This window comes from Flavobacterium phragmitis (genome assembly GCF_900112575.1).
Lineage (GTDB): Bacteria > Bacteroidota > Bacteroidia > Flavobacteriales > Flavobacteriaceae > Flavobacterium > Flavobacterium phragmitis.
Window position 1 is genome coordinate 412,150 of record NZ_FOMH01000002.1, and the last position, 15,665, is coordinate 427,814.

Genomic DNA, 15,665 nt, shown 5'->3' on the forward strand with positions numbered 1-15,665 from the left:
GTTGATCTATAAACTTTGTTTATTTGAACAAATCAAATTGTATTTTTTAATATTCCTTTAAAAGGTCTGTTTTTGTGCTGAAGCTCCAAAGATTTACCTTCAATTTTTGTCACTTTGTATTTTTGTCACTTTGTATCTTTTTAACTACTCAGAAACCTGAAATTTCGTTCTCTTGCTTCCTTCGTACATTTCGTACTTAACCAAACGTGCCTCTAAACTTGCATTAAACAGTTTGATTTTTCTTGAAGGCTTTAATCCTACAAATTTCAAGGCTTCTAGATTTGCTGTAATAAACCAAGCATCTGTTCCTGGATAATTCTTTTTCAAAGTATCACCTATATTTGCGTAAAAACGTTCCATATGAATATCTAAACGCTCATCATACGGCGGATTGAATACAATGTGAAGTTTTCCTTCTGTTTCTTTTTCACTATCAAAAAAGTTATCTTCGCGAATAGTCACATAATCTTCCAAATTAGCATTTCTAATATTATCTTTTGCTTTGCTAACAGCGCTTGGTGCTTTATCAAAACCTTTAATTGTGTAATGAAACTCTCGTGTTTTTTTCATTAAACTGTCAATGATTTTATCAAACAAATCATTATCCCAGTCTTTCCATTTTTCAAAAGCAAATTCTTTTCTGTTGATGTTTGCTGGAATATTACACGCAATCATCGCAGCTTCAGCTAAGAAAGTTCCTGAACCGCACATTGGATCCAGAAAATGACTTTGTCCATCCCATCCTGACAATAATAGAATTCCTGCAGCCAAAACCTCATTAATAGGCGCAATATTAGTAGCAGTTCTGTAACCACGCTGATGAAGAGATACTCCCGAAGTATCTAAAGCCACAGAAACCTGATCTTTATCGATATGAATATTAATTCGTAAATCAGGATATTGTTTATCAATACTTGGGCGCTGTCCCGTTCTTTCTCTAAACTGATCTACGATAGCATCTTTACATTTTTGAGAAACAAATTCAGAATGATTGAAATATGTAGAATGAACCGTCGTATCAATCACAAAAGTCTGATTCGCATTTAAATATTTAGACCAGTTTAAACCCAAAATTCCTTTGTATAAGGCCTGCTCATTGTTTGCTCTAAAAGAATAAATGGGTTTTAAGATTTTAAGAGCCGTACGCAAAGATAAATTAGCTTTATACATAAAACCTTTATCTCCCTTAAAACTCACCATTCTCACACCTTTTTCAACATCCTGGGCTCCAAGTGTACGTAGTTCTTTTTCTAATATTTCTTCAAAGCCAAAAAAACATTTGGCAATCATTTTAAAATTTTCTTCCATCTTTTCTTTTAAATTAAAAAAAACTAAAATTTAAAAGATGCCAATCCTGCATCTTCACATAATGCAACAATGTATCGTTGCCAAATAGTTATTTTTCGGCAAAAATACACTAAATTTGCCGGACTTTAAATTAATTGAAATAGAATAAATGTCTGTAACGCATAACGAATCAATTCCGAATCAGGATGGTGATAATCAAAACTGGTATTCTTCATGGTTTGATACACCTTATTACCATATTCTTTACAAGGATCGTAATTATCGTGAAGCTCAGGTTTTCATGGACAATTTAACGCACTATCTAAACTTACCCGAAAAAGCAAAAGTATTGGATTTAGCCTGCGGAAAAGGCCGTCATTCTATCTATTTAAATCAGTTGGGGTTTGATGTTCTGGGCGCCGATTTGTCTGAAAACAGCATTACGGAAGCCAGCAAAAACAGCAACGAAACTCTGCATTTTAAAGTTCACGATATGCGCGAACCGTTTGAAGAAAAGTTCGATGCTATTTTCAATTTATTTACCAGCTTTGGTTATTTCGAAAACGACGATGATAACCTGACCACTTTAAAAGCGATAAAAGAAAGCCTTTCAGAATACGGATTTGCTGTTATCGATTTCATGAACGTAGCCAACGTAATCGAAAATCTGGTTCCCGAAGAAACCAAAACGGTTGACGAAATTGATTTCCATATTAAAAGATATGTTGAAGACGGACATATTTTCAAACAAATTGATTTTGAAGACAAAGGCAGAAAATATCATTTTACAGAAAAGGTAAAAGCCTTAACTTTAAAAGATTTTCAGGATTTAATGGACGAAGCGGGTATTTATCTTCTGGATATTTTCGGAGATTACAAACTCAAAAAATTCCATAAAACCGAAAGCGAAAGATTAATCATGATTTTTAAGTAAATTAGTATCGCTTTTATATCATTAAAAAACAACCATTTACTTTTTAGATAGCAACTTAACTAAATGAATTATCTACTACCCTTACTTTCTGTACTTTTAGGATATAGTGTGGCTTTGTTTATTAAACCCAAAAGCAAAACCAATTTAAAATTACTGCTGGCTTTCAGCGGTTCTTTTTTATTGTCTTTAACCGTGATGCATTTACTTCCGGAAGTTTATGCCTCTCACAATCATAAAATAGGAATATTTATCATGATCGGAATCTTATTCCAGATCATTTTAGAGTTTTTCTCCAAAGGGGCCGAACACGGACACGTTCACGGACATGCAAAAATGTCTCAGATTCCGTGGCTTCTATTCATCAGTTTGTGTATCCACGCCTTTTTAGAAGGATTTCCGGTAAGTCATCATCATGATTTAGCCATCGGAATTGCCATTCACCATTTGCCAATTGCCGTAATCCTAACAACATTTTTCATCAATGCCGATTTAAACAAAAAAGCCATATTTGCATTTATGTTGGTTTTCGCCATCATGACACCGCTTGGTACAATTGCATCTGAATATTTAGCCTTTTTAAACGATTATTACACCGAAATTACAGCCATTGTAATTGGTATTTTATTCCATATATCCTCTACAATTATCTTTGAAAGCAGTGAAGGACACAAATTCAATGTAGCCAAAGTATCTATGATTGTTCTCGGAATTTTATTGGCTTACTTTTTATAATCTGGGCGTGCCCAAATTTACAAAAGGCGCTATTTAACAAACCGCTTATGTGCGCCTTTTGCAAATTCGGTCGGGCTATCCGCGCTACTTCGGTAGCTAGCTCCTATCCCTCACGCAAACTGGAGTTTTAAGTTTCAGGTTTTCACGTCTAGAATAAAAATTATCTAATTATCAAATTGACTCATTTTCTAATTTAATTCCCCGTTCTTTTCTTCTCATCCTGATTTCCAAAAGCGCGCTCTTTTACATTGATTTTATTATTTCCAAAATTGTAAACTACGGTTAAACGAGCAAATCGATTACTTTCTTTTTGACTGTAAACTTGTTTTACGCCATTTACAATCGAAACATCATTTTTCAAATAAGACGTATAGAAAATATCATTTATCAAAAAGGAAATCTGCATTGCTTTATTCAGCAAATCTTGTTTAAATCCAATGTTCAAACTAGATGTATAACCTGTATCATACAAACCACTTTTATAAGGCGATGTATAATTAAAATCAAGCTGCAGTTTTGTTGTTTTACCCAATGAAAAGGAATTATTTGTTGAAAAATCCAACTGAAGACCATTTACAGGCGTTGCATTGATATCTTTTATAAATTTAATGTCTGAACCTAAAAGATATAATGAATTCTCACTTTCCCACCAATCTGCGAAACTTACCGAATAAGTCTCTCCAATTCCGTAATTAAGACCTTTAAAATAATTCTCTCTCGAAATAATCTGTGTCATCGTTTCTGGATTTGAGGTAAATATTACTCCATAACCATCTGTAATTGCATTCAGGAAAATACTCGTTCTCCATATTTTTTTATAGGAATAAGCCAATTCAAAATTATCACTAAAAGATGGTTTCAAAAACGGATTTCCCTCAGAATAACTATTACTGCTAATATAAACTCGAAACGGATTCAGCATAGAAAAACCAGGTCTGCGGATTCTCTTTCCGTAATTGAAACTAAAACTATTGTTTTCATTTTTCTCATAAGAAGCAAAAAAGGTAGGAAACAGCTTGAAATAATTATTGATGGTTTCTTGATTCAACGTTTCAGAAAAACCTTTTGTCTGTGTATTTTCTAAACGTAATCCTAATTGAAAATTCCATTTCTCATTGATTTTTTTATCTCCGTTTATATATACGGCCTGGTTATTTTCTGTGTATCTAAATTGATTGGTCTGATTAAGATCTAATTCCGGAATTCCAGTAATCGTATTGTAAAAAGCAACATCACTATTACTTTTTGTAAAACTCACTTTTGCTCCATAAGATAAATTCAATTCTTTAAGCGGATGTTCCATATCTGCCTTGAAACTCACATTATCAATATCCTGATTCGAAAGATTTCTTCCTGACTGATTTACGCCAACAAAAGTTCCGTCTGCTTCATAATTATCAGCAATAAAATCTCTGTCAAATTTTGAATTATAACTGAAATAATCAACATCAAATGATAATTTACGGTTAAGAGAATCGAGTTTTGTAATTAAATGCAAATTGTAAGTCTGATTACCCGATTTTCTATCTAAAAAGCTTTCATTAAGAATATAATTACTTAATTCATTTTGAGCATTATAATTATTAATTCGAATATCCGAATCGAAATCTGGATTGTTTTTATCTTTTAAAACCTGAAAACCAATTGTCGTTTTCTCTGAAAGATCATAATCTAAAGCCAATTTTCCAGATAAGCTTTCCTCATTAAATTTTGTTACAGCTTTCATTTTCGAAGGCCCTTCATCAAAATACATATCAAGCGTTTCTTCTAGGTTTCTATAGCCTGCTTTTCCATTAATGCTAGCCGAAAATCGAAACTTATCTTTATTGTAGAAGAAATTATTTCTTAAAGCATAAATTCCGTACTTATTTTGATCGTATGAAGCCGTAGTGGTGTTTTTCCATGAATTTCGAGCTCCTTTTTTCATCACCACATTAATCAATCCTCCATCTCCTTCAGCTTCGTATTTTGCAGATGGATTACTTATAATTTCAATATTTTTAATATCGCTTGCCGAAATAGATTTTAGGAAATTATTCAGTTCTTCTCCTGTTAATTCAACCATTCTTCCATCAATCATAACTCTCGAAACTCCTTTTCCCAATATATTGATCGCATTATTCTTTACCACAACTCCAGGTGCCGTATTTATCGCGCTCAAAGCGTCGCCTCCAGCAGTTGTTGCATTATTTTCTGGATTATAAACCAATCGATCTATTTTTTGTTCGATTGTCTTTTTTCTAGACTGAATTACAACTTCTCCTAAATTTGTTGCCGTTTCAATCATAATAATTGTGCCCAAATCTATGTCTTTCTCCACAGTGATTTCTTTTCTGTAATCCGTAAATCCTAAAAGAGTTATTTCTATCAGATACGAACCTTTTTTAAGATTCATTTCGAAAACACCATCTTTTTGAGTTGTGGTTCCATCCATAATTTTCCCTTCAGAATTTAAAATTGAAACGTCTGCCCATTCTAATGGAGTTTTTTCGCTGGCTATTTTTCCTTTTAACTTAAATGATTGTGCCAAACAAAATAAAGGCAAGACTAAAAAGATTAAAAGAGTTACTTTTTTCATGATTTCTAATTTTTAACTTGTTTCGATTAATTTGAAGCAAAGTTGCCTTAGAAATTTTCGGATTTCGACCGAGAAAAAAAAGTCGAACCATTTTCTGCTAAAGAAATTGGTTCGACTTTATTAGAGTTGAAGTTCGACTTTTTACAAAACACTTATTTTCAAGCGTTTCTATAAGCTGTCGGCGTTAAATTGGTATATTTTTTAAAATAAGTATTAAAAGACGATTTCGAATTAAAACCCACTTCGTATAAAATTTCTAAAATAGTTAAGTCATTTTTCAAAGGATTTTTCAAGATACTCATGGCTTTTTGAATGCGATATTCATTCACAAAATCAAAAAAATGCTGATTGATATGATGATTAATCAAAATGGATAAATCCCGAACAGGAATATCAATCTGATTCGAAAGTTCCTGAATGGTAAGCGACGGATCAAGAAACGGCTCTTTTTCACTCATGTATTGTTTCAATACGGCTATTTGTGCAGCAATCGCTTCATTTTGATTCTCTTTTATCTCGACTGTTTCATTATGCTTATGCAGCATATCTTTTGTCAGTTCTAATTTTGAATCGATACCTCTAAAAAGCTCTGGATGATTCAACGCATTCAAAACGAACCAGCAGGTTATTACCAAGGCCAAAAACTGCATCATAACATTGGCCCAAATCCATAATGAATTGAAATCTGTATATCGCAAACTATTTTTTGCCATTGATAAATAATACAGAGCAAAAACTACGGTTGCTAACTGAAACAACCATTTGAAAATAGAAGTTTTAGGATTCGCATAATTTTCCTGATAGAGTTCTCTATATTTCTTCAAAACCAAAAATACTGCGATACTATAAATTACAATCTGAATTCCTAACATTACTTGGAAAACATACAATTCCGGCATTTGACTGCGATGGTCATAAAACTGTCCTTTTTCTGCATCATTCAAAATATAAAGCCTAATTGTAAATGCCACATTTGTAACAATAAATGGAATAGTATGAAGTAAATGTCTGGCTTTTAAGCGAAAATCCGTAAAACAAACTGATACGATGTACAAATAGAAAACTGGAAGTGTCAAAGCGCAAGTAGTCCATCTGAAAAATTCCAAATTAAAATGGGATTTCACAAAATCATCACTAATAAAAATCCCAATATTATCAATTGCAAAAAACAGCAAATACAAAGCGAAAAGCCTGTTTGCCAGCTTATTTTTGGTCGTTACAGTGAGTAAAAAGAATGCCAGTAATAACGAAACAAAAACTGAAATCCAGCTCATAACATTCAAAAGGCTGTCTATATTCATCATTCTTTCTATAGGTTATTCAACAAATATACTATTTTAGTCTTTCTTCGTATTTATAGAGACAAGACTTTATTACGAAGCATTTCGGTAAGCTGTCGGAGTTAGATTGGTGTATTTTTTGAAAGAAGTATTAAAAGAAGATTTGGAGTTAAAGCCCACTTCGTATAGAATTTCTAAAATTGTAAACTCATTTTTAGACGGGTCTTTTAAAATAGACATCGCTTTCTGAATACGATATTCATTCACAAAATCAAAAAAATGCTGCTTCATGTGATGGTTAATCAAAATAGACAAATCACGAACTGGTATATTAATTTGATTTCCTAATTCTTGTATAGTCAGTGAGGGATCCAGAAAAGGTTCTTTTTCGCTCATATATTTTTTCAATGAAACAATTTGAGTATTAATCAAATCATTCTGCACATTTACTGATTCTGATTTTTCCTCAACATCAGGCAGGATATCTTTAGTCAATTTCAACTTAGAATTAACTCCCCTAAAAAGTTCAGGATGATTTAACGCCTTCATGATAAACCAACAGGTTACAAATAAAGCAATACTACCTACCAAGACATTAGCCCAAAGAAATATCTCTCTGAAACCGCTGTAGCGTATTATATTTTTTAGAGCTACAATAGAATGCGCAGCCAGAAAAACACAAGTCATCTGAAAAAGCCATTTATACGTTGCTATACTTGCATTGGTATAATTTTCTAAATAAATTTCTTTGTACTTGTTCAAAATCAAAAATACACTGATAATATAAAATGCATATTGAAATTCAATTAAAACTTGAATAAAATAAATCTCAGACATTTGATTGAGAACACCTATAAAATTTCCGTCATTAATACGTATGTATATTCTCGGAATAAAAATTAAATTGACAACAACAAAAGGTAGTGCATGCCATAAATGCTTCCATTTTAACTTAAAATCAGAATAACAGACAGCCAATACATACAGGTAAAATATAGGCATTGCCAACAAGCAGAAAGTTGATCTGAAAATTTCTAGATTTCTGTGATCCTCCGTATACAAATACATAAAAAAACCGCTGAGATCAATTGCGGAGAAAATAAAAAAGAAAGCAAACAACCGATTCGCCAATTTATTTTCGGTTTTTACAGTGAGCAAAAAAAAGGCAAGTAATAAAGAAACGAAAACCGAAATTCTAGCTATTCCCTGTAATAAATCTAATTTGTCCATTTATTTAGTTAAAATAATAAACAAATATAATATTTTCGTTGGTGTAACAATGCGCTTTAAAAATCGTCTTTAAATAACAAAAAAAGAAATAAATTCAAGATTATAAATCTTTGAACTTTGCGAGATTGAGATAAAATATATTAATTTTGGCGAGTCTAAATAACTATAAAATGACATTTACTAAAACCACGGAACAATCTTCAAAATATGAACATTTAGAAAAAATGTCTGTTCATGAATTGTTGTCAAACATTAATCAAGAAGATAAAACCGTTCCTTATGCGGTAGAAAAAGCCTTGCCACAAATAGAAGCTTTAATTCCGCAAATCGTCTCTAAATTAAAATTAGGAGGCCGATTATTCTATATAGGTGCGGGAACTTCGGGCCGACTTGGTGTTGTTGACGCATCAGAATGTCCTCCAACGTTTGGAGTTCCGTTTGATTTGGTAAATGGTATAATTGCGGGAGGAGATACAGCCATAAGACGTGCAGTAGAAAATGCCGAAGACAGTACTACAAATGCTTGGATTGATCTTCAAAATCATAATATTGATTCCAACGATGTCGTAATCGGAATTGCTGCTTCTGGAACAACTCCTTATGTTATAAGCGGTTTAGAAGCTTGTAATCAAAACAATATTATTACGGGTTGTATTACTTGTAATGCAGGAAGTCCGTTGGCTCTAACAGCTCAATTTCCTATTGAAGTAGTGGTTGGGCCAGAATTTATTACTGGAAGTTCTAGAATGAAAGCAGGAACAGCTCAGAAACTAGTTCTAAATATGATTTCAACCGCTGCCATGATTCAGCTTGGAAAAGTGAGAGGAAACAAAATGGTCGATATGCAGTTAAGCAATATCAAACTGGTTGACCGTGGCGTTAAAATGATTATGGGAGAAATTCCTGTTTCTTATGAAGAAGCTTCAGAATTATTAAAAAAATACGGCAGTGTGAGAAATGCTGTTGACAATTATAAAAAATAAAAGTATTTTGCTTTGTTGTTTAGTTTAACAGCAAAGCACGCTAAGGTTTACGGTTCACAAGGTTGTTTCAAAGCTTTGCGAACTTTGCGTTTTATTTAAGTTTCTAATGTAAAAAAACTTTGCGACCTTTGCGGTTAAATACAAGTCGAGCAACCTGAAACTTGAAACTTCAAACAAAAAACATGGCAACAAATAAAGAATTACTACGAAAAGGAGTGAAATATTTAACCGGCGCTCTGCCTTTGATGTTTCTTGGGCCATCGATGATTTATAATGCTTTTATGAATCAGCATACTAATTGGCATTATCTTGTTTTAGGAATTGGAATTGCGGCTTGCCTTGGCTCAATGTTTTTAATCTTTTTGGGATTGAAAATCATTATGAAAGGTATATTTAATGACTAATTTGTATCTTTACTAAAATTCTTTATATGGATATACAAGCAGAAATAAACTGGATTCATCAAGAGATTGATAAAGTAAAAGATCCTTCTTTTGTTGAAAAACTCAAACATCTTCTACAATCAATAAATAATACCACAATTGATTCAGATGCATCTTATAATATAGATATTGAAAGTGCCTTAGATAATATAAAAAAAGGCAATTTTTATACTGAAGATGAAGCTAAAGAAATTGCAAAAAAATGGGGAAGAAAATAATTTGGTCAAGCAATGCTTTAAACCAGTTAGAAGACATTCATTTTTACATTTTCTTTGAAAGCAAATCCCTCACTATTGCTGACAAAGTGGTCAATACTATTTTCGATAGTACTGAAATACTAAAAACACAGCCTGAAATCTATAAACTTGATAAACAAAAAACCAATAATGATGGGAGTTTTAGAGTTTATTCTGTTTACGATTATGCTGTTTCTTATCAAATAACGAAAGAAAGCATCTACATACTTCGAGTTCGTCACAATGCACAAAAACCAAAAAAACATTCATGGAAAGTCTAATTCACATTCAAAAAACATTTGAGAAAGTCGTTTACATTGATAAACGAATCAATAATCGTGAATTTGAAGACTGTGTTTTTAAAAACTGTGATTTTTCGAGCAGTAATTTTGGTTCCAACACTTTTTTAGACTGCGAATTTATCGACTGTAATTTGTCTATGACAAGTTTGGCAGGAACGAGTTTAAAGAATGTTACTTTTAAAAACTGCAAACTTCTTGGAATCGCTTTTAACGAATGTGACGATTTTTTATTTCAGGTTTATTTTGAAGATTGTGCTTTGGATTATGCTTTGTTTTCGAATAAAAAAATGCCCAAAACCAAGTTTATCAATTCTTCGGTAAGAGAAGTAACTTTTATCGGAACGAATTTAACGAGTTCTGTTTTTGAAAACTGCAATCTTGACGGCGCTATTTTTAACGAAACACAATTGGCCGGAGTAAATTTTAAAACGGCTTACAATTATAAAATTGATCCCGAGTTTAATCCGATGAAAAAAGCACAATTTTCTACTGAAGGAATTGTTGGGCTTTTGGATAAATATGACATTAAAATTGTTTAAAAGTTGCCACTAATTACACGAATTTTCACAAATTACAGCTAAATGATTTTTAAAAGAAAAATATAATTCGTGAAAATTCGTGTAATTCGTGGCTAAAAACAAAAAAACTACTTTTCAATTGTCCGCAATGCTTTTTTAATGATGTAAAGCGTTTCTTTTGTTGGACTTTCGGTTTTCCATTTTTCACATAAATCTTTTACAAAATCCGGTCTCGTTTTACTGGCATCATTAAGCCAGTTCCCTACACTATCCTGAACGTATTTGGAAGAATCCGATTTTAAAGCATTTAAAATCTTTAAACCTAATTCCGGTTCTTTTTTCAATTTTTCAATATGTTCACACCAAACTCCTCTTGGTCTTGTTGATTCAGTTGCAAAACGTCTGATATTTCCATCTTCACTGGAAGTCCAACTTAATAATATTTCAAGACTTTCCTCTAAATTTTTTATAATACTGGAGCGAATTGCCAGCCATGAAATTTCTCTGACACCAAAATGTTTATCACCTGACAGGAATTGAATTTGTTCTAAAATCTCTTCAATTGTAAACTCTTCTTTTTTTCCAATTGTATAAGCAGACCAGCATCGAACCAAATCCGATTTATGTTTCGAAATTATCGAAAGTATTTCAGTATCATTATTAAGAATTGATTCTGTCAATATTCCAGTTCCTATTGCCTCATTTATGGTATTTACGGTTTGTTTTTTCAAATTGCTGATATCCATTAAAATAGGTTCCAGATATTCCATTCGATCAGACTCTTTCAAAACATTTTCCAGAAGTTTAGTTTGATTCACCGCAAGCCATTCAACCAGATTGGCTGTTTCGATTTTCCCTTTGTTCAACTGTTCTAAAATTGAAGTCGGAATATCTTTTGTCGATCGCGCTCCTTTGCGTTTTATTTCGTTCATAGTTTTCAATTTGATAAGCTTAATGGTCTATTATGCTCAAAATTTTGATTATTTTTGTAAAGGTCGGAAAGCCTGATAACACTGGCAATACCGCATATTTTTATCCCATAGGAATATAAAAGTCAATTTCATGCAAACAAAGGAACAAAATACGGAAAATAAAATCTGTCCGCTGGAAATTGCTGTGAATACGATTAGCGGAAAATGGAAAATTCCGATTGTATGGCAGATCAATGAAGGTAAAAAAAGACCTAGTGAATTTTTAAGAGGCATTGCAAAAGTGGACCGTCGTGTTTTGAATCAGCAATTGAACGAAATGGTTGCCGATGGTATTTTGATAAAACAATCGTTTAATGAACTTCCGCCACGAGTTGAATATTCTTTGACCGAGACAGGAAAACAACTAGTCGAAATACTCTGGAAATTAAATGACTGGGGGAAAATATTGATTTCTGAAAACAAAGCTGACATATAATCTAAAATCTTTGCACTATGAAAACGGATGAATCTTATTTAGAAAGTGTCAAAAAGCAATTTTTGTACTATAAAATGCTTGGCGAAAAAGCAATGGATCAACTCGAACCTTCACAGCTTTTTGTTTCGTTTAATGATGATACCAACAGTATTGCAACCATTATAAAACATATTTCAGGAAATATGCTTTCGCGTTGGACAGATTTCTTAACTTCTGATGGAGAAAAAGAATGGCGAAACCGCGATACCGAATTTGAAAACGATTTGCAATCTAAAGAAGAAGTTCTGGAAGTGTGGAACAAAGGCTGGAATTGTCTTGAAAAAGCTTTAGAAAATTTAAAACCCGAACAGCTTTCGGATATAATTTATATTCGAAATGAAGGTCATACCGTTATTGAAGCTATCAATCGTCAGTTGGCACATTATCCTTATCATGTCGGGCAGATTGTATTTTATGCCAAACAATTGAAAAACAGCGAATGGAATAGCTTATCGATTCCGAAGAATAAATCGGGAAATTATAATGCTGAAAAGTTTGCCAAAGAAAAAGAAATCAAGAACTTTACCGATGATGAATTAAAGAGATTGAAATAATTTATCTTTCTAGATATGAAATCAAAAGATAACGAAACGCATCAATTTCTGCCTAGTGGCGAATGGGAAGGATTTTATTGTTATTCAAATTCCCCTTCACAACATAAAATGTCTATTGAATTGAGTTTTGCAAATTCAATTATTACAGGTTCTGGAATTGATGATGTGGATTCATTTCGATGGAACGGTTCCTATAATTTGGAACATTTTAAACTGAAATGGTCAAAACTTATCCAACACATATCATTAATTATGCTGGAGACATAGACGAAAACGGCATTTGGGGAGTTTGGGATAATCCTGAAGACTTGAGTTTTTTTGCTGATTTTTCGCCAAATATTTTTCAACAAGCTCTAGCAATGACAAAAGGAGGTTTTCACATCTGGCCCAAATCTTTAAATAGTGAATCTAAAGAGGAAATGCGAGAAGAAGTCAAAGAATCCAAAAAACTGAAAGAATTTTATATTCAAAAAATCTAATCATAATACAACTATTTATTATTTCCCTAATGTCCTAGCCCCGATTGTCCCGAAATTTCGGGAGAAATCCTTTTTATTTTTTCTTAAAAAAATAAAAAAATTGAAATGGAAAGAGGGATTAGCTCCTAAAAAAACTTAATTAAAATGAAAAAAATACTATTCTTATTTCCTATAGTGGCTTTAGTTTCATGCTACAATTCAGAACACAATTGCAAAGATTTTAAAACTGGGAAATTCAAATTTGAAACGGAAGTTAACGGCGTAAAAAAAACTACTTTATTTGAACGTAAAGAAGATATTGAAATCGAAACTTTTGAAGGGAAAACAGATACAGCAACCATTCGCTGGGTAAGTGATTGCGAATATGTGTTGCAGAAAAAACATCCAAAAAATATGGCAGAAGAAAAAGCCATCAGCATGAAGATTTTAACGACTTCTAAGGATTCTTATACTTTTGAATTTGGTCTGGTTGGTTCTGAAGAAAAGCAACGCGGTACTGTTCATAGAGTTGAATAATTCTTGATTTTATAAAAATTTAAAGCTCCATTTTACGGAGCTTTAAATTTTTAATGATTGAAACACTTTGTGGAGTTACTTGCGGAGATTCCTCGTTCCTCGGGATGACAAACTGTACGATTAAACCTTTGTCACTTTGTATCTCTGTCCCTTTGTAACTCAAAAAACAAACGTGTTTCTTTTACATTTCTATTTTAAATAGTACTTTAGGACTTTAATCTAGCCACATGAAAAATACCATTTCGCAGAGAGTTGCAGACTTTTTAAAAGGATATCCGCCGTTTAATTTTTTGCATCAGAAAGATTTAGAAAAACTGTCTGAACAGATTTCAATTATATATAAAGAAAAAGATTCGGTAATTTTTGCTGAAAATGATAAAACACACGATTCGTTTTATGTGGTGCATAAAGGTGCTGTCGCCCTGAAAAAAAGTACTAAAAATACCGTTTTAGATATGTGTGATGAAGGCGATATTTTTGGACTTCGTCCGCTTTTGGCACAAGAAAATTATATTATGGAAGCGGTAGCACATGAAGAAAGTATTTTATATGCGATTCCGATTGCTGTTTTCAAACCTTATGCTCTCGAAAACCGAAATGTTGGTAATTTCCTGATTGAAAGTTATGCTTCTAATACGCGAAATCCGTATTCGGATATTCATAAAGATAAATTATATGGTGATGATCAGCTGAATGAAAATCTGCATTCCAGTAATCATTCCTTCGATTTAGCTCCTATCAAATATTCGAAAAAAATAGTTACCTGCAGTCCGTCAACCACTGTTAAGGATATTGCTAAAATTATGAATAAGAAAAAAGTCGGAGCCATTTTGATTGTAGATGAAATGCTTCCGATTGGTATTTTAACCGATAAAGATCTTCGAAATAAAATTGTTACAGGCGATTTTCCTATTACGACGACTGCTGAAACAATCATGACAAAACCGGTAATTACCTATCCTAAAAAAATGACGGTTACCGAGGCTCAAATGGCAATGATGAAAAGCAATATCAGTCATTTGTGTTTAACAAAAGATGGTACGGTAAATACAAAAGCGGTTGGGATTTTATCGAAACATGATGTTATGGTGGCGCTTGGGAACAATCCTGCTGTTTTGATTAAAGCTTTGAAACGTACCAAAAAAATCAAAGAAATAAAACCAATTCGCAATCAAATCATGCAATTGCTTCAAGGTTATCTGGATCAGAATATTCCAATGACTTTGATCACCAAAATTATTACTGAACTAAACGAAGCCTGTACAACGCGAGTTATCGAAATTTGTATAGAAAAAATGAGCAGTCCACCTCCTGTAAAATTTGCCTGGCTGGCACTTGGAAGTCAGGGACGCGGTGAGCAAATGCTTCATACCGATCAGGATAATGCCATTGTTTATGAAAATGTAAATGAAGTTTTTAGGGATGAAACCAGAATCTATTTCCTAAAATTTGCTGGACTTGTTAATAAAGGTCTTTTTGAAATTGGCTACGATTACTGTCCTGCCGATATGATGGCGTCGAGTCCAAAATGGTGTATGAGCCTTGTCGACTGGAAAGCTCAGGTACATCATTGGATTACCAATCCTGGCAAAAATGAAGTTTTACTTTCGTTCATTTTCTTTGATTACAGCATGACTTACGGCGATTCTGATATTGTAAACGAATTATCTGATGCTATTTTTGAATATGTAAAGGCCAATCCGATTTTTTATATGCATTTGGTGAGCGGTGCATTGCAAAGTCCGTCTCCTACAGGATTTTTTAGACAATTCTTAGTAGAACAAGATGGTGCCAATAAAGATAGTTTTGACATTAAACGAAGAGCTTTAATGCCTTTAACCGACGCGGCGCGTCTTTTAACTTTATCGCATTCGGTAAAAGGAATCAGTAATACGGCAGAGCGTTTTGAAAAACTGGCAGAATTGGAACCTAATAACAGAGAATTGTATTTATCGTGTTCGTATTCATTTAAAGCATTATTAAAATTCAGAACCAAGCAAGGGCTTTTACACCATGATTCGGGTCAGTTTATCGAGTTGGAATCTTTAACCAAAATGGAAAAAATTAAACTGAAACGTACTTTTAAAACGATTAAAGAACTTCAGGAACTTATTTCAGTACGTTTTAATATCTCAAATCTGGTATAA

General features: G+C 32.7%; 18 protein-coding genes. 13 read left to right on the forward strand and 5 right to left on the reverse strand.

The window, feature by feature from the left end:
• Window positions 1–144: 144 nt before the first annotated feature.
• Complete coding sequence (locus BM289_RS04665; protein WP_091491244.1) at window positions 145–1,308, reverse strand: THUMP domain-containing class I SAM-dependent RNA methyltransferase; 1,164 nt, start codon at window positions 1,306–1,308, stop codon at window positions 145–147.
• 148 nt (window positions 1,309–1,456) lie between these two features.
• On the opposite strand from BM289_RS04665, the gene BM289_RS04670 reads away from it, so the two are divergent.
• Both BM289_RS04670 and BM289_RS04675 read left to right on the forward strand, forming a co-directional pair.
• Window positions 1,457–2,221, forward strand: coding sequence for a class I SAM-dependent methyltransferase (locus tag BM289_RS04670; RefSeq protein WP_091491246.1), 765 nt, complete (start codon window positions 1,457–1,459; stop codon window positions 2,219–2,221).
• 63 nt (window positions 2,222–2,284) lie between these two features.
• The gene (locus tag BM289_RS04675; RefSeq protein ID WP_091491247.1) at window positions 2,285–2,953 is read left to right on the forward strand and encodes a ZIP family metal transporter; all 669 of its coding nucleotides are present in this window, start codon (window positions 2,285–2,287) and stop codon (window positions 2,951–2,953) included.
• A 193-nt stretch (window positions 2,954–3,146) separates the two neighbouring features.
• Here the strand turns inward: BM289_RS04675 and BM289_RS04680 are convergent, their stop codons facing one another.
• The 3 genes from BM289_RS04680 to BM289_RS04690 all read right to left on the reverse strand — a co-directional run bounded on the left by BM289_RS04680 (window position 3,147) and on the right by BM289_RS04690 (window position 8,041).
• Window positions 3,147–5,531, reverse strand: coding sequence for a TonB-dependent receptor (locus BM289_RS04680; protein WP_091491249.1), 2,385 nt, complete (start codon window positions 5,529–5,531; stop codon window positions 3,147–3,149).
• A gap of 158 nt (window positions 5,532–5,689) precedes the next feature.
• Complete coding sequence (locus tag BM289_RS04685) at window positions 5,690–6,835, reverse strand: helix-turn-helix domain-containing protein (RefSeq protein WP_244165324.1); 1,146 nt, start codon at window positions 6,833–6,835, stop codon at window positions 5,690–5,692.
• A 69-nt stretch (window positions 6,836–6,904) separates the two neighbouring features.
• On the reverse strand, window positions 6,905–8,041 hold the full coding sequence (locus tag BM289_RS04690; RefSeq protein WP_091491252.1) for a helix-turn-helix domain-containing protein: 1,137 nt from the start codon (window positions 8,039–8,041) through the stop codon (window positions 6,905–6,907).
• Window positions 8,042–8,211: 170 nt separating this feature from the next.
• On the opposite strand from BM289_RS04690, the gene murQ reads away from it, so the two are divergent.
• From murQ to BM289_RS04715, 5 genes are all read left to right on the forward strand, one after another.
• The gene (gene murQ, locus BM289_RS04695; RefSeq protein WP_091491254.1) at window positions 8,212–9,024 is read left to right on the forward strand and encodes an N-acetylmuramic acid 6-phosphate etherase; all 813 of its coding nucleotides are present in this window, start codon (window positions 8,212–8,214) and stop codon (window positions 9,022–9,024) included.
• 182 nt (window positions 9,025–9,206) lie between these two features.
• Window positions 9,207–9,428, forward strand: a complete 222-nt coding sequence (locus BM289_RS04700) for a DUF6095 family protein (RefSeq protein WP_091491564.1) — start codon at window positions 9,207–9,209, stop codon at window positions 9,426–9,428.
• 26 nt (window positions 9,429–9,454) lie between these two features.
• Window positions 9,455–9,685, forward strand: coding sequence for a hypothetical protein (locus tag BM289_RS04705; RefSeq protein WP_091491256.1), 231 nt, complete (start codon window positions 9,455–9,457; stop codon window positions 9,683–9,685).
• Window positions 9,670–9,984, forward strand: coding sequence for a type II toxin-antitoxin system RelE/ParE family toxin (locus BM289_RS04710; protein WP_091491257.1), 315 nt, complete (start codon window positions 9,670–9,672; stop codon window positions 9,982–9,984). The genes BM289_RS04705 and BM289_RS04710 overlap by 16 nt, the downstream gene beginning before the upstream one ends.
• Window positions 9,972–10,544 (forward strand): pentapeptide repeat-containing protein, encoded by a 573-nt coding sequence (locus BM289_RS04715; RefSeq protein WP_091491259.1) that lies wholly within the window; start codon window positions 9,972–9,974, stop codon window positions 10,542–10,544. The genes BM289_RS04710 and BM289_RS04715 overlap by 13 nt, the downstream gene beginning before the upstream one ends.
• Before the next feature lie 107 nt (window positions 10,545–10,651).
• On the opposite strand, the gene BM289_RS04720 is transcribed toward BM289_RS04715, so the two are convergent.
• Window positions 10,652–11,455, reverse strand: a complete 804-nt coding sequence (locus BM289_RS04720) for a DNA alkylation repair protein (RefSeq protein WP_091491260.1) — start codon at window positions 11,453–11,455, stop codon at window positions 10,652–10,654.
• Window positions 11,456–11,585: 130 nt separating this feature from the next.
• On the opposite strand from BM289_RS04720, the gene BM289_RS04725 reads away from it, so the two are divergent.
• The 6 genes from BM289_RS04725 to BM289_RS04745 all read left to right on the forward strand — a co-directional run bounded on the left by BM289_RS04725 (window position 11,586) and on the right by BM289_RS04745 (window position 15,665).
• Window positions 11,586–11,930: a winged helix-turn-helix transcriptional regulator gene (locus tag BM289_RS04725; RefSeq protein ID WP_091491262.1), complete on the forward strand. Its 345-nt coding sequence runs from the start codon at window positions 11,586–11,588 to the stop codon at window positions 11,928–11,930.
• Between the two features lie 17 nt (window positions 11,931–11,947).
• The gene (locus tag BM289_RS04730) at window positions 11,948–12,523 is read left to right on the forward strand and encodes a DUF1572 family protein (RefSeq protein ID WP_091491264.1); all 576 of its coding nucleotides are present in this window, start codon (window positions 11,948–11,950) and stop codon (window positions 12,521–12,523) included.
• A 15-nt stretch (window positions 12,524–12,538) separates the two neighbouring features.
• Window positions 12,539–12,790, forward strand: coding sequence for a hypothetical protein (locus BM289_RS25285; RefSeq protein WP_143102045.1), 252 nt, complete (start codon window positions 12,539–12,541; stop codon window positions 12,788–12,790).
• The gene (locus tag BM289_RS04735; protein ID WP_091491266.1) at window positions 12,742–13,002 is read left to right on the forward strand and encodes a hypothetical protein; all 261 of its coding nucleotides are present in this window, start codon (window positions 12,742–12,744) and stop codon (window positions 13,000–13,002) included. The genes BM289_RS25285 and BM289_RS04735 overlap by 49 nt, the downstream gene beginning before the upstream one ends.
• 144 nt (window positions 13,003–13,146) lie before the next feature.
• Complete coding sequence (locus BM289_RS04740) at window positions 13,147–13,518, forward strand: DNA topoisomerase IV (protein ID WP_091491268.1); 372 nt, start codon at window positions 13,147–13,149, stop codon at window positions 13,516–13,518.
• A 227-nt stretch (window positions 13,519–13,745) separates the two neighbouring features.
• Window positions 13,746–15,665, forward strand: coding sequence for a DUF294 nucleotidyltransferase-like domain-containing protein (locus BM289_RS04745; RefSeq protein ID WP_091491269.1), 1,920 nt, complete (start codon window positions 13,746–13,748; stop codon window positions 15,663–15,665).

What these genes read in the sequence shown, in the direction of transcription:
- BM289_RS04665 (WP_091491244.1), bottom strand. Translation starts at nt 1,308, where the DNA reads ATGGAAGAAAATTTTAAAATGATTGCCAAATGTTTTTTTGGCTTTGAA.
- BM289_RS04670 (WP_091491246.1), top strand. Translation starts at nt 1,457, where the DNA reads ATGTCTGTAACGCATAACGAATCAATTCCGAATCAGGATGGTGATAAT.
- BM289_RS04675 (WP_091491247.1), top strand. Translation starts at nt 2,285, where the DNA reads ATGAATTATCTACTACCCTTACTTTCTGTACTTTTAGGATATAGTGTG.
- BM289_RS04680 (WP_091491249.1), bottom strand. Translation starts at nt 5,531, where the DNA reads ATGAAAAAAGTAACTCTTTTAATCTTTTTAGTCTTGCCTTTATTTTGT.
- BM289_RS04685 (WP_244165324.1), bottom strand. Translation starts at nt 6,835, where the DNA reads ATGATGAATATAGACAGCCTTTTGAATGTTATGAGCTGGATTTCAGTT.
- BM289_RS04690 (WP_091491252.1), bottom strand. Translation starts at nt 8,041, where the DNA reads ATGGACAAATTAGATTTATTACAGGGAATAGCTAGAATTTCGGTTTTC.
- murQ (WP_091491254.1), top strand. Translation starts at nt 8,212, where the DNA reads ATGACATTTACTAAAACCACGGAACAATCTTCAAAATATGAACATTTA.
- BM289_RS04700 (WP_091491564.1), top strand. Translation starts at nt 9,207, where the DNA reads ATGGCAACAAATAAAGAATTACTACGAAAAGGAGTGAAATATTTAACC.
- BM289_RS04705 (WP_091491256.1), top strand. Translation starts at nt 9,455, where the DNA reads ATGGATATACAAGCAGAAATAAACTGGATTCATCAAGAGATTGATAAA.
- BM289_RS04710 (WP_091491257.1), top strand. Translation starts at nt 9,670, where the DNA reads ATGGGGAAGAAAATAATTTGGTCAAGCAATGCTTTAAACCAGTTAGAA.
- BM289_RS04715 (WP_091491259.1), top strand. Translation starts at nt 9,972, where the DNA reads ATGGAAAGTCTAATTCACATTCAAAAAACATTTGAGAAAGTCGTTTAC.
- BM289_RS04720 (WP_091491260.1), bottom strand. Translation starts at nt 11,455, where the DNA reads ATGAACGAAATAAAACGCAAAGGAGCGCGATCGACAAAAGATATTCCG.
- BM289_RS04725 (WP_091491262.1), top strand. Translation starts at nt 11,586, where the DNA reads ATGCAAACAAAGGAACAAAATACGGAAAATAAAATCTGTCCGCTGGAA.
- BM289_RS04730 (WP_091491264.1), top strand. Translation starts at nt 11,948, where the DNA reads ATGAAAACGGATGAATCTTATTTAGAAAGTGTCAAAAAGCAATTTTTG.
- BM289_RS25285 (WP_143102045.1), top strand. Translation starts at nt 12,539, where the DNA reads ATGAAATCAAAAGATAACGAAACGCATCAATTTCTGCCTAGTGGCGAA.
- BM289_RS04735 (WP_091491266.1), top strand. Translation starts at nt 12,742, where the DNA reads ATGGTCAAAACTTATCCAACACATATCATTAATTATGCTGGAGACATA.
- BM289_RS04740 (WP_091491268.1), top strand. Translation starts at nt 13,147, where the DNA reads ATGAAAAAAATACTATTCTTATTTCCTATAGTGGCTTTAGTTTCATGC.
- BM289_RS04745 (WP_091491269.1), top strand. Translation starts at nt 13,746, where the DNA reads ATGAAAAATACCATTTCGCAGAGAGTTGCAGACTTTTTAAAAGGATAT.